General features: G+C 40.6%; 12 protein-coding genes and 1 tRNA gene. 8 read left to right on the plus strand and 5 right to left on the minus strand.

The genetic code is table 11. The features are described from left to right. Nucleotides 1–23: 23 nt before the first annotated feature. From HH214_RS18110 to HH214_RS18135, 6 genes are all read left to right on the plus strand, one after another. Nucleotides 24–881, plus strand: a complete 858-nt coding sequence (locus HH214_RS18110) for an energy transducer TonB (protein WP_169610021.1) — start codon at nt 24–26, stop codon at nt 879–881. Nucleotides 882–1,205: 324 nt separating this feature from the next. After that, complete coding sequence (locus HH214_RS18115) at nt 1,206–1,610, plus strand: VOC family protein (RefSeq protein WP_169610023.1); 405 nt, start codon at nt 1,206–1,208, stop codon at nt 1,608–1,610. A gap of 412 nt (nt 1,611–2,022) precedes the next feature. Further along, nucleotides 2,023–4,248, plus strand: coding sequence for a phosphoribosylformylglycinamidine synthase subunit PurL (gene purL, locus HH214_RS18120; protein WP_169610026.1), 2,226 nt, complete (start codon nt 2,023–2,025; stop codon nt 4,246–4,248). Further along, a complete protein-coding gene (gloA2, locus tag HH214_RS18125; protein WP_169610028.1) occupies nt 4,248–4,637 on the plus strand; it encodes an SMU1112c/YaeR family gloxylase I-like metalloprotein in 390 nt (129 codons plus the stop codon). Before purL ends, gloA2 begins: the two co-directional genes overlap by 1 nt. 3 nt (nt 4,638–4,640) lie before the next feature. Then, entirely contained in the window at nt 4,641–5,354 is a 714-nt protein-coding gene (locus HH214_RS18130; protein ID WP_169610029.1) for a tRNA1(Val) (adenine(37)-N6)-methyltransferase, read from the plus strand. A 41-nt stretch (nt 5,355–5,395) separates the two neighbouring features. Continuing rightward, nucleotides 5,396–5,896: a metallophosphoesterase family protein gene (locus tag HH214_RS18135; protein ID WP_169610031.1), complete on the plus strand. Its 501-nt coding sequence runs from the start codon at nt 5,396–5,398 to the stop codon at nt 5,894–5,896. Here the strand turns inward: HH214_RS18135 and rnhA are convergent. Then, nucleotides 5,893–6,357: a ribonuclease HI gene (gene rnhA, locus HH214_RS18140; protein ID WP_169611208.1), complete on the minus strand. Its 465-nt coding sequence runs from the start codon at nt 6,355–6,357 to the stop codon at nt 5,893–5,895. The two genes, HH214_RS18135 and rnhA, sit on opposite strands and share 4 nt — an antisense overlap. A gap of 111 nt (nt 6,358–6,468) precedes the next feature. On the opposite strand from rnhA, the gene HH214_RS18145 reads away from it, so the two are divergent. Then, nucleotides 6,469–6,542: transfer RNA gene (locus HH214_RS18145), tRNA-His, on the plus strand. A gap of 49 nt (nt 6,543–6,591) precedes the next feature. Here the strand turns inward: HH214_RS18145 and HH214_RS18150 are convergent. Next, on the minus strand, nt 6,592–6,945 hold the full coding sequence (locus tag HH214_RS18150) for a hypothetical protein (protein WP_169610033.1): 354 nt from the start codon (nt 6,943–6,945) through the stop codon (nt 6,592–6,594). A 219-nt stretch (nt 6,946–7,164) separates the two neighbouring features. Between HH214_RS18150 and HH214_RS18155 the strand changes: the two genes are divergently transcribed. Beyond that, nucleotides 7,165–9,156, plus strand: coding sequence for an HRDC domain-containing protein (locus HH214_RS18155; RefSeq protein ID WP_169610035.1), 1,992 nt, complete (start codon nt 7,165–7,167; stop codon nt 9,154–9,156). 27 nt (nt 9,157–9,183) lie between these two features. Here HH214_RS18155 and HH214_RS18160 read toward each other — a convergent pair whose 3' ends face one another. From HH214_RS18160 to HH214_RS18170, 3 genes are all read right to left on the minus strand, one after another. Then, nucleotides 9,184–10,641 carry a HAMP domain-containing protein gene (locus HH214_RS18160; protein ID WP_169610037.1) on the minus strand — a complete coding sequence of 486 codons (1,458 nt, stop codon included), beginning with the start codon at nt 10,639–10,641 and terminating at the stop codon, nt 9,184–9,186. Between the two features lie 171 nt (nt 10,642–10,812). Beyond that, a complete protein-coding gene (locus HH214_RS18165; protein WP_169610039.1) occupies nt 10,813–12,126 on the minus strand; it encodes a sensor histidine kinase in 1,314 nt (437 codons plus the stop codon). Between the two features lie 392 nt (nt 12,127–12,518). After that, nucleotides 12,519–13,481 (minus strand): YihY/virulence factor BrkB family protein, encoded by a 963-nt coding sequence (locus tag HH214_RS18170; RefSeq protein ID WP_169610041.1) that lies wholly within the window; start codon nt 13,479–13,481, stop codon nt 12,519–12,521. Nucleotides 13,482–13,806: the final 325 nt, after the last annotated feature.

The following is a 13,806-nucleotide window of genomic DNA, read 5'->3' on the forward strand; positions in this document are numbered from 1 at the left end:
AAACAAAATTAAATTCTAATATTATGGATATTGTAAAATTTGATTTATACAAGCGCGAGTGGCTCGATCTTGTATTTGCCGACAAAAACAAAAACTACGGCGCTTATGACCTAAGGGTACACTATGGCGACAACATGCTGAAAGCTTTAGCCGCCACAATGGTCGGTATTACAGTGGCAGCAGTTTCGTTGAGTATTGTTTTCAAGCATAAAACAGTAGACAAGGATATTCAAACCGTGGTAACTATTACACCTTACATTTCTCGGCCTGAAATTAAAAAGGAGAAGCCGAAAGAAGCAGTTATCAACCATGAACATCCACCAAAAAGTATAATTAAACCAGCTACGGCACAGGCAGCACCTAATGTTGCTGTAAAGGCGTTTAAAGTGCCATTGGTCACTAATGATCCGGTAACTAATGAGCCGCCAACTATCAGCGAACTAAAAGATAAAGTCATAGGGCAGGTAGATAATGCCGGAGATGGTAAAGCAACAGTACAGAACACAACCACAGGTACGCCTGGTGTAACCACTACCACAACAGGTACTGGTACAGAAACAGCTGATAACACACCTTACGAGATAAACGGTGTAGATGTATTGCCAGAACCCATTGGCGGCAGCGATGCCTGGAGTAAATTTTTACAACGCAACTTACGCTATCCGGACACCGAAAACCAAGGCCGCGTGTTGGTAAGCTTTGTGGTAGAAAAAGATGGCCATTTAACTGATATCAATATATTAAAAGGCGTGGCTACCGAACTGGATGCTGAAGCTTTACGGGTGTTGAAAAAAGCACCTGCCTGGAAGCCCGGTATGCAAAATGGCCGTCCGGTTAGGGTTAAGTTTACAGTACCTATTGTATTTCAACTTAATCAATAATTTTCTAATCCTTATTATCAAACAACAGAAGCGCACATAGGCGCTTTTGTTGTTTGATGATAGTACCTTAAGTATGTTAATACGGTTTTACATAAATGCTTATAGGTTGTTGGTACGAATACTTGCAACTGTTTGAAATAACCCTAGTTAAATAGAAAATAGGTTTGGTGATTTCTGAAAATTAACAGAAATTGCTTCAGAGATGGTACACAAATAAGTACTTGATTAATCTGTAATCATTTATAAGGTATGAACTGCTAAAATGATGTACAGTATTAGCCTCCGTTTCATTATATCGAACTTTAACCTTACAACCTGTAAAAAATGAAAAAAGTAACCGGCCTTGGTGGTATATTCTTTAAATGCGATAATCCGCAGAGTATGAACGATTGGTATGCTAAAAACTTGGGAATAGCTGCTAGTGAATATGGAACAACGTTCGAGTGGCGGCAGGCCGATGATCCTTCCATAAAAGGATCTACAACCTGGTGCACATTCCCGCAGAATACTCCATATTTTAATCCTTCAACCAAGCCGTTCATGATTAATTACCGGGTAGAAAATATCGTTGCACTGGTAGATGAATTAAAAAAGGCTAACGTAACCATTGTTGATGAAATTGCGGAATATGACTATGGTAAATTCGTTCATGTACTCGACCCGGAAGGTAATATGATTGAGCTTTGGGAGCCTAAAGAGGAGTTGGATCAAGATAACCTAGCAGGGTAAACCATTGTTCAGTAGTGAATATTACGCAGTCATTTCAATAGAGTACTCAATCTTCAAGGCTGGCTTATTTAAGCGTACATTAAGCTTAAAATAACCAAACTATATCATTTACTGACAAACCGTTGCCACCACTGCCAATGGTTTGGCAGTGTTACAGGGTGTTACACTCTGTAACATGTAACACCGGTAAGTATCTTAGGTATGCTTGAAGAAAGTTACATTGCGCAGTTATTAGGGTTTATGGTGTTCATTCTATTCATGCTCAAAAGATGAACACTTGAAACAAGGTAGTATAAACGGCATAGTTAAAATGGACAGATGACGTACGTTCAAATGAAAAATGAACATTTACCTGCTGGCATTAACAGCATTTTTCTAATTTTGGGCTTTCATCCATCAAAACACCCATATTGTGGAGCAAAACGATTTAACTACCGTTGATACGGCAAAAAATTTAGGATTATTACCCGAAGAGTTTGAACGTATCAAAGAAATTTTAGGACGTACGCCTAACTTTACCGAATTATCCATCTTCTCCGTTATGTGGAGCGAGCACTGCTCGTACAAAAACTCCATCAAGTGGCTAAAAACCTTACCCCGCGATGGTTCACGTATGCTGGCCAAGGCAGGCGAAGAAAACGCTGGTTTGGTTGACCTGGGCGATGGTATTGGCTGCGCCTTTAAAATAGAATCACACAATCACCCTTCGGCCTTAGAGCCTTACCAAGGTGCTGCTACCGGCGTAGGTGGTATCAATCGTGATATTTTCACCATGGGAGCTCGACCAATTGCGCAACTAAACTCATTGCGTTTTGGTGACCTGAGCCTTGATCGTACCAAATGGTTGGTAAAAGGTGTAGTAAAAGGCATTGGCGATTACGGTAATGCTTTCGGTATACCAACCGTAGGTGGCGAATTGTTTTTTGATGAATGCTATAACGTTAACCCACTGGTAAATGCCATGTCGGCCGGTATTGTTAAAGCAGGGGAAACTGTTTCAGCTACCTCATACGGCGTAGGTAACCCGGTTTACATCGTAGGTTCATCTACCGGTAAAGATGGTATTCATGGTGCTGCTTTTGCCTCAAAAGATATTACCGAAGATTCGGTAAATGATTTACCTGCTGTACAAGTAGGTGATCCATTCCAGGAAAAACTATTGCTGGAAGCTACGCTGGAAGTTATCCAGACTGGTGCTGTAATTGGTATGCAGGATATGGGTGCGGCAGGTATTATCTGCTCAAACTCTGAAATGTCGGCTAAAGGTGAACATGGTATGCGCATCGACTTGGATAAAGTACCTATGCGCCAAGAAAACATGAAGCCTTACGAGATTCTGCTTTCTGAATCACAAGAACGTATGCTGATTGTGGTACAAAAAGGCCGTGAAGCCGACGTACAAGCCGTATTCGATAAATGGGATTTGAACTGCGTACAGATAGGTGAGGTAACTGATACGAAACGCCTGGTGTACTATATGAACGGTGAACAGGTTGCTGATGTACCTGCCGAAGATTTGGTGCTGGGTGGTGGTGCCCCGGTTTATGACCGCGAATACCGCGAACCGGCTTACTACCAAGAATACCAGAAATTCAACATTAACGATGTGTCCGTACCCGACGATTTAAAAGACGTGGCCGAGCATTTAATAGCACACCCGAATATAGCTTCTAAACGTTGGGTAACCGACCAATACGATTCTATGGTGGGTACGGCTACCATGACTACTAATCGACCATGTGATGCTGCTGTAGTGGCGGTAAAAGGAACTGATAAAGCTATTGCCCTGACAGTAGATTGTAACTCACGTTATGTAAACGCCGATCCGCAAAAAGGTTGCGCTATTGCAGTAGCCGAGGCTGCTCGTAACATTACCTGCGCTGGTGGCGAACCGGTAGCGATTACCAACTGCTTAAACTTTGGCAACCCTTATGTGCCTGAAGTATTCTGGCAGTTTGTAGGCGCTATTAAAGGTATGGGCGAAGCCTGTCGCAGGTTTGATACACCGGTTACTGGCGGTAACGTAAGTTTTTACAACCAATCGTCAGATGAAGGTCCGGTGTTCCCGACACCAACTATTGGTATGCTGGGCGTACTGGATAATATTGATAATATCATGACGGCTGATTTCAAACAGCCGGGCGATTTTATTTATCTGATTGGTGAATCACAAAATGATATTGCATCATCGCAATATTTAGCATCTTACCATAAAATTCAGGCTGCACCAGCGCCATATTTCGATCTGGAAAAAGAATATGCCATGCAGCAGGTGGTAAAAGAACTAATTAAACATAAAGCTATCCAGTCTGCTCATGACATAGCGGATGGTGGTTTGTACATTGCCCTGTTGGAAGCCTCTATGCCGTTGGGTTTAGGTTTTGACATTGCTACAGATAGTGAAATCCGTAAAGATGCTTTCCTGTTTGGCGAAGCACAGGGCAGGGTAGTGGTAAGTGTATCACCTGAAGATCAAGACCGCTTTGTGGAAATGATGGCTACTTGTGATACAGATTATACTCTGTTGGGTACCGTAGCCAGCCACGGCAATCTGTTTGTGGATGAAGCTTTGTTTGGCAACATCACCGATATTAAACTGGTTTACGATAACGTACTGCATGTAACTTTAGGCGAATAATGTTAAAGTTAAACCGCATACATCACGTAGCTATTATCTGTTCCGATTATGCCAAATCGAAACAGTTTTATACGGAAGTATTAGGTTTAACTATTGTTCAGGAAGTTTATCGTGCCGAAAGAAAATCATACAAGCTTGATCTGGAAGTTGCCGCGCAATACCAGATCGAGCTTTTTTCATTTCCTGAGCCTGCCGCACGGTCTTCACGCCCCGAAGCCACAGGCTTACGTCACTTAGCTTTTGAAGTTGATGATGTAGCAGAGGCAGTTCAACATCTTACCAACTTGGGCGTAGCTGTTGAGCCTATCCGGATAGATGAGTGTACCGGCAAACAGTTTACCTTCTTTCAAGACCCTGATGGTTTGCCGCTGGAAATTTATCAGCGATAACTAATGCCTGAAATATTCCAATTCAAGCAGTTTAGTGTTGACCAAACCGGCTGCGCCATGAAAATTAATACCGATGGTGTACTGCTGGGTGCTATGGCGGAAACCATATCTAATGCTGAAATATTAGATATTGGTACCGGCACTGGTGTCATCGCCTTAATGCTGGCTCAGCGATTTATCCAAGCTTCTATTACTGGCGTTGAAATGGATGAAAGTGCTGCACAAACCGCCACCACTAACCTCAGGCATTCGCCTTATACTGATCGTTTACAGCTGGCTCCGGTAAGTTTTCAGGAATACTTTACCAAGTTCCCAGATAAGCAGTATGACTTAATTGTTTCTAATCCGCCGTTTTATATACAATCGTTGCATTCGCCTGCCGAAGCCAAAACCCTGGCTAAACATGCCGGTAATAGTTTTTTCCACCAGTTAATACAGCAATGCAGCTTGCATTTAAAGCCAAAAGGTACCTTATGGCTGATACTGCCGTTGCAAACTTCGGCATTGGTGAAAGACTTAGTTCAACAATGCGGTTTACATTTGCAGCAAATAATTAATATAGGCTCTTATCCGCATTCGGCAGCTCACCGTGAAATATTAGTAATAGGAGCAGAGGCAATTGAATTGTTAAATACTAGGTTCATTATCTACGATGCTCCTAAACAATACAGCAACCAGTACAAACAATTACTGCAAAGCTTTTTTACTATATTTTAAATTAACCCTTTTGTACTGTAAGCTTCATTCTATATTCTAAAATGATTCGCATTGGTTTACTTTCTGATACGCACGGTTACCTGGATGACGCCGTATTTAAGCATTTTGCTGATTGTGATGAAATATGGCACGCTGGCGATTTTGGCACCCTTGAACTGGCTGACCAATTAGCTGCCTTCAAACCCCTGCGTGGCGTATATGGTAATATCGACGGACAAGACATACGGCAAATCTACCCCTTAAACCTACGTTTTATGTGCGAACAGGTAGATGTTTGGATCACGCACATTGGCGGTTATCCAGGTAAATATAATCCGGAAGTTCGGGCTGAAATTTACGCCAATCCACCACAGCTATTCATTACCGGGCACTCTCATATTTTAAAGGTAATGTACGATAAGAAAATTAGTTGTCTGCATTTAAATCCTGGTGCTGCCGGTAAGCAGGGCTGGCATAAAGTCAAAACCTTGATGAAGTTCAGTATCACCGCAGATAAAATACACGATTTGCAAGTAATAGAATTAGGAACAAAGGGTAACTAACCCAGCTTGCTGTTTTCTACTTCAAACACCGTATCAATGAGCAACTCTCTTTGTTGAGATGCTGCTACCGCTAAGCGGTCGCAACGCTCATTTTCAGGATGACCAGCATGGCCTTTTACCCATACAAAACGTATCTGGTGAAGTTTGCTTACTTCCAGGTAGCGCAGCCATAAATCTTTGTTCTTTTTGTCTTTAAAGCCTTTTTGCAACCAGCCATGTACCCACCGCTTTTCAATAGCATCTACTACATACTTTGAATCAGAATAGATAGTTACCGTTTGATTAAGACTTTTCAAGGCTTCCAGACCTTTAATTACCGCCAACAGTTCCATACGGTTATTGGTAGTTTTACGAAAACCCTCGGCCAACTCTTTGTAATGCTGACCGGCACGTAACACTACGCCATAGCCACCCGGACCCGGATTGCCGCTTGATGCCCCATCAGTAAAAATTTCAATCATCATAATTTCAGCTGCAATGATAGGAATTTAGTGTCGGGCACTAGCGATAATTTTTTTAAAAAAATAGCTTGCAAATAGTAAGGATATTTATACTTTTGCACTCTCCAAACGGTAGATGTAGCTCAGTTGGTTAGAGCATCAGATTGTGGTTCTGAGGGTCGTGGGTTCGAGCCCCATCATTTACCCAAAAGCCTTTCATGAAAATGAGAGGCTTTTTTGTTATATTAACTTTTTTTATGGTTCTGCTTGACTGGTATCATTGCTGCTAAACTTAACTAAGTTAAATAACTGAATTACAGGCCAGCTTAGCTTATCCTGATTGGAAACATATTGTTTTATTTCGCCGAAGGTTTTATATTCTGAAATGTTAAAGCCTTCTTCAATATCATTATACCAGATAACTTTTGTTCCACAGATTGCAACAATCCAAAATCCACCGCCTTTGCCACCATATTCTTTTTCTATCCATTTGGTTGGATAAACTTTGATTAATTGCCAAAAGTTCCACAGTTCATCTTTTAAATCTATTTCTGTCTTTTGAATTTTATCAAGAAGTTCATGTAACGATATAGGCTCCCAATCTGTCATAATTACCGAATATACAATTCAATTCCTAACATTACTGAATAGCAGTTAGTAATTCTAACTTGAGTAATTTAAGTTTTTTTACTATATCTCAGATTTGCAAATCAGCCAATCTCAATCAAGCATACATGTGGGGCTTTTTTGTTTCCTCTATTTTGATAATGCAGCTTATACGTTTTAGTATCGTTAAATCTTAGAGATTATAGTAACATTGCAACTGAGATGAGTGAGTTTAATCCTACAATGCAGTTGGCATATGATTACCTGGAATCTACCAACACGGTGGTTTTCTTAACGGGTAAAGCGGGTACTGGTAAAACTACTTTTTTACAACAAATTAGAAAGCAGCTGCCTAAAAAGCTGGCGGTTGTGGCACCCACAGGTGTAGCTGCCATTAATGCCGGCGGCATGACCATTCACTCGTTGTTTCAATTACCATTTGGCCCATTAGTGCCTGGCGGCATTGAACAGCCTGAACTGCACTACAATGTAGAAAAGAAGGGATTGCTGGCTAGTCTGGAGCTGTTAATAGTGGATGAAATCAGTATGGTGCGGCCAGATGTATTAGACCATATAGATTTAATTTTAAGAAATATTAAAGGTTCAGCTTATCCTTTTGGTGGTGTGCAACTATTGCTTATTGGTGATCTTTCACAGCTTAGCCCCGTGATCCGAGAGGAAGAATGGAGTATTTTGCGGCCTTACTATACAACGCCCTACTTTTTCAGTTCACTGGTTCTGCAAAAAACGCCTTACGTGCGCATTGAACTGGAGCATGTATATCGTCAAAAGGAACAGGCGTTTGTTGATATTTTAAATGAAGTTCGCAATCAGCAGGTGAGTGCCGAAAACCTATCTCTGCTGAATGCCAGATACATCCCGGATTTTCGCCCGACTACAGTAGATAACTATATCACACTAACTACCCATAACGGTATAGCACAAAAAATAAATCAGGAACTTTTGGAAGCTTTAGCTGGACAGGAGTATGAATTTAGCGCCACCATTAGTGGAGAGTTTCCTAAAGATGCCTATCCAACAGATACGGGTTTAAAGCTCAAAATTGGCTCGCAGGTTATGTTCGTCAAAAATGATGGTTCGGCCGAAAAGCGTTATTACAATGGAAAGATCGGAAAGGTAACCAACATTGCCGGCAGTACTGTTTTTGTACAGTGCGGCGAGGACGACCACGAAATTGTTGTTGAGGCTGTAGAATGGACCAACGTAAAATACGAGTTAGAGGGTGAAGCCATCGCAGAAACCAAGGCAGGTAGCTTTGCACAAGTTCCTTTAAAGTTGGCTTGGGCCATAACTATTCATAAAAGCCAGGGACTTAGCTTTGATCAGGCCATTATTGATGTAAGTGAGGCGTTTACACACGGGCAAGCTTATGTAGCGTTAAGCCGTTGCCGAAGCTTAAGTGGCATGGTGTTGCGCAATCCAATTATGGCAGCTAATATTATAGGAGATCCAGCTGTTGCCCGATTTAATGAACAGGCAAAAGCTTTGCAGCCCGATCAAAGCAGGTTAAATCATGACAGAGAACGTTATCAGTTATTTTTGTTAACCGAACTGTTTAATCTTAGCGAATTGAAAACTCTGCTACAAAGCTTTGAAGGCTTGTTGCCCGATTTACAAAAAGAAGTTACAGAAGTTGCCGAAAAATTTGTACGGCAATTGAAATCCGAGCGCAGCCAGCAAGCCGCATCCTATTTTCTGGAAAAGTTACGGCTAGCTATAGAAGATTTATACCGCCAGTTGCCCGAACTGATCGGAACGTCAAAAGATATCGCCGCCAAGGCCGACCGGTTGATGGTTTGGCTGATGAATCGTGTTCGTTTAATGGAAGCTTTTTCTATACAACCGTTTAGTACCAATACTTATTTAACTCTTGTTCAAAGCAGTCTAAAAACCCACGAGCGTTCTTTCCTGATAGCATTAAGTGCACCTGTAAACGAAAAGTTGTTTTTGCAATTTATAGAATGGCGGGAAAAGCGGGCAGTTATGGAAAAAGTAATGCCGAACATGGTATTAACCGAAAAAACGCTGAAGGTTATCGCTGAACGATTACCAGCTACACTAAAAGCTTTAGGCAGCATGAAAGGAGTGGGAACCCAAAAGGCTACACTGTATGGTGCAGAACTTATCGGCATGATCCGTACTTTTCAGCAGGTGCAATCGGGTACAGGTATGGAGCAAGGGCAATTGTTCTAGTTTACAGATGCTGGTACGTTTATGCTTTTAAACAGTTTTAAAATTAATATCATCAACAATTTTGTGAATTTGTGCGTCTAATTCTTCTGTAGCTTTTTTCAACAGGAGCAATTCATCCTTCGTTACTACGTAATCTTCTACTTCAAAAATGTTTATCAAGCCTAATATGGAGGCAACTGGCCTGCGCATTTCATGCGACTGTATAAAAGCAATTTGCTTTAGGGTTTCATTCTGAGCTTTGATTTCTTGCTCCTGCTGCACACGACGGGTTATATCAGTTGCATGATAAGAAACACCAATAACTTCTCCGGCTGTGTTACAAGCGCCCTCAAATATTAACGACCACCAAATATTTTCGCCATTGCTGTATATGATTTTTGTCTCAATTTCAACTAATTGTCCTTCCATCGCCATTTCGCAATGGGTCATAAAACTTAACAGCCGGTCGGTTTGCACCCATTGATGAGCTGGTATTCCCTGTTTTAATTCAAGATTGCAATGCTTTCGTGCAAATTCAACAGCCGGTTTATTGAAGGCGCTGATGTTAAGTTCTTTATCTAATAAAACATGGCAAGCTCTTGAACTTTCAAAAAAGGAACGAAGCCTAGTTTCCGAATCTTGTAATTGGGAAACAGTGCCATCCAGATGACCAGCCATCGTATTGAAGGCTGTAGCCAACCGCCCGATCTCATCACTTGAATATACTTGAACCCTGCGGTCGAGTAAGCCTTTTGCCATTCTTTCAGCAACAGAAACAACGGCACTAAGCCCTTTTTGTATACTGCGACTTACGGATACAGCAATGAGAATGCCGGTAACTTCTACGGTTAAAGCGAGAGACACAAGTATTCGGAGTACCCAGTTTTCTAACCAGCGCGAGCCTTCACCCAGCGTAAAAGAAAATCCATCTTCCATAGGCGTAATCTCATCATTGATCTGATTTATCTTGTTTCGGAATATGTTTTTTTGCGCTTCAGTTAAGGTACCAGCACGGGTAGCCTGGTGAAGTTGATTAGCTAGTGGGATCAGTTTTTTTAATGAATTTTCTGCTAGGGTCCAATAATGGATAGTTTGGGCCAAATAAGCATTGTCATGAAACCTAAGCATGAGCTTAATCATACCATCTATATCATTAGGATGGTTCCGGCCTTCCAGTAAGCCCTGCCGTGCAGAACTAATATCTGGTTCGGGTTTTTCCAGTGCCACTCTGGCCTTACCATCGCCCAAAGGCACTTTAAGGTAGTGCTGAAAACTATAGTAATCATCTTCGTTGCCTGAATAAGCATAAAGACGTAAATGCTGCGTAGCATCTTTTTGTGCTTTTGACCAAAGACCTTCACCACCCACAAAAGCCCTTATGGCCGAAAGAGTACTCAAGGCAAAGCTGAGCGCACATAGCTCTACAATAATCAGGAAAGCCATAATGCCAACAGAGAAGTATAACTTTTTCGATATAGAAGTATTTTTAAAATAAGCAGGTAACATAAATAAGGTTTCTTCTAATTGTCAAGTGATGTATACGTGTTTCTATCTGAACGGTTGCCCATCTAAGGAAAGAGCCTAGTATAGCAGACTGGCGACAAAGGATGATTTTGCTCCAGGTGTAAGTATCAAGAGTTATAGCGTAAAGAGAAGCGCTAACTAAACTACTTGGCATTAACACTCAACTCGGTCTTCTAACTGTGCAGCTACAAAGTTTTGACATAGCGGCATACTCACATAAAATGTGCTGCCTATATTTTCTTTACTGATGAACCCTATTTGGCCGCCTTGCAGTTCGGTAAACTCTTTACACAGAACTAAGCCCAAACCTGCACCTTTTTCTTTTTGCGTGCCGAAAGTAGAGCGAGCAGCTAACGAAAAAATGCTGGATTGTTTGCTTACAGGAATACCAGAACCTGTATCGGTTACCATAATTAAGCACTTGTTTTCTTTAATTTCTGTGTTAACTACAATCTTACCCCCAGAGTATGTGAATTTGATAGCATTGGTTACTAAGTTGCGGATAATCAATTGCATTAAATCTTTGTCGCCTACAATGCAGATACGATCGCTCAGGTGGTATTCAAACTCCAAATGTTTTTCTTCGGCTATACCTTTAACCAGTTTGAGAGTATTACTTAATGTTTTTTGTAAGTGTAAAGATGATAATTTGACTTCTACAGCAGCCATTTGTCCTTTAGTCCAGGCTAATACATTAGATAGCAGGTAAGAAGTGTCCTTGGTACGACTTAGCAGCTGCCGCTCAATGTCAATACGTTCTGATTCTTCTAATTTGTAACTTGCAAGTAGTTCCAGAAAACCCTGTATAGAAGCTAATGGTTCTTTAAGATCATGGGCTAATACGGATAAAAGCTTGTCTTTAGTGCGATTGGTTTCTTCCAAGGTTTGAGCCTTCTCTTGTACTTGGGTGTGTTCTTGATGGAGTGCCTCCCTGATGTATGCTGCCACCAGCATAATGGTTCCTGCAATAAAAATGTAGGTAAAACCATAATCAAAAAAACGGGCAGATGGATTTGGGTAGCTGTTTATAATCCAACCAGGATGAGTGGCTTCATAGTACAGTAAACCAAAAATAGTAAGAACATTAAGTGGAAGCCAGAGCCAATACTGCTTCTTGGGTACAATAATCACTCCTATAAAGAAAGACACAATGTACATACCATAACATGGACCGTGAATGCCAGAGTTATAATAGTATATGGCAATAAGCAGCAGGTTATTGTATATCTGAAACGCAATAACAGAAGCATTGTACAACAGTTTAATTCTGGATGAATAATAAATGGCTACAACGCCTAACACAATGCCTAACATCACGATAGCTAAATTACGCGTACCCATTAGGTAGTTGTAAGGTACATTAACTACAAGAGCGATTAACACCAACAGGCATACGGAATGAAATATGCGGGCTTCAATAGTAAATTTGGCTTTATCACCAATCAATTTATTCCAAAAGAGTATCATATAGGTCGAAATGGTCAGTAACTCGCTGTCATTAAACAGCTAATTGCTAGACCCTTGTACGAGATTGCAGTTGGTTTAGATTGTCATTGAAGTGTTTACATATTTATAAGTAGCTGTAACAAATCAAACTTTATATAACAGGCTGTTGCGGGAGTTTAAAGGTTTACACCCTGGAGGCTTAGTGTTATGTGCATAGCCTCTTGTGAAAGAAATTATTAAGCTATCTTAACAAATTGCAAGCAAACCGACCGCTAGCTATTTTGCTATCAAGTAGTTGGTTTAAACAAGCCGAGTGGCTTGCCGGGGAACAGAACTTTTAACGACGGTTCAAATTAGTTTTTACACCTATATAAGAATAAAGGCTTTTGAGCACTGCTCAAAAGCCTTTATTCTTAACTGCTTTTTCCAATGTTGTGTTGTGGTGGCAATACATCTACATCTTTCTCTGCTTCTTTCTCTTCCACATGAACGGCGTAGTCTGCCGGTTCAATTTTGGCACCCGAGAAATCGGCGTAAGCTCTGGTAAATTCTGCACCAAAGTACAATATGGCAGCCGTATAATAAACCCATAGTAAAATAACAATCAGGGAGCCGGCTGCACCATAAGTTGAACTGGTACCCGATTTTTCAATATAAATCCCGATAATGAATCTTCCGATCATAAAGAGCACCGCCGTAAATATTGCACCTGAACGAACATCTTTCCACCCAATTTTTACGTCGGGCAATACTTTAAAAATTACACCGAAGAGTATAGTGATAACGATAAAGCTAATAACCACATTAATGATGTTAAAGATGATGACAGTAATATCTGGAAGGAAATTTTTTAATACATCACTTGCTGCCAGTAAAGCGCCATTAACCACTAAGGATACCAGCAACAAAAAGCCTAAAGTGATAATTAGTGAAGAAGATAACAACCGGTCTTTAAGCAATTTCACCCAGCCCCGTTTAGGTTTCGCTTTAACTTTCCAGATAATATTTATAGAGTCTTGTATTTCACCGAACACGGAAGTGGCACCTATTAACAAAGTAACAATCCCGATAATTACTGATAAAGTTGATTTACCGGATAATTCCAGATTTTTAATCATATCTTGAATTTGCTTGGCAGCCTCATTGCCAACCAATCCGTTGATTTCAGAAAAGATTTTTCCCTGAATAGCTTCTTTCCCCAAGAAAATACCAGCCAGCGAAATCATCAACAAAAGGAGTGGAGCTAACGAGAAAATGGTGTAATAAGCTAAGGATGCACTGTACTTTAACGCACGGTCATCCATAAACCCATTAAAAGCAGCTTTTAATACGGTTATTCCATTCTTGAATGCTTCTTTACTGAAATATTTTTTCATAATCGAATCTTTAACGTAATCATCTAAACCGCCCTATTAACAAAACAACTTGCCGGAATGTTTAAATGAGCAATAAAGGCAGGACTATAATAGCTGACGATAGTTTAACATGCAATAGCAAAAGTGATGAAAATTTAAAAGTTAAATCCTGGTTGTTTGGCGATAGATAGTTATGTGGATTATAGTTAGGTAATTAGTTACTGTGGCGCTTTCCTAATACTGTTTACTATCATAATCAAGATTACAAACTTTAAAGCTATTTGTAAATTGCCCTATGTCTAGCTGCAATTCCTCAAATTGAGTTCAGATCCGATTTGTTGAGTTT

It is taken from the genome of Mucilaginibacter robiniae (genome assembly GCF_012849215.1).
Classification (GTDB): Bacteria; Bacteroidota; Bacteroidia; order Sphingobacteriales; family Sphingobacteriaceae; genus Mucilaginibacter; species Mucilaginibacter robiniae.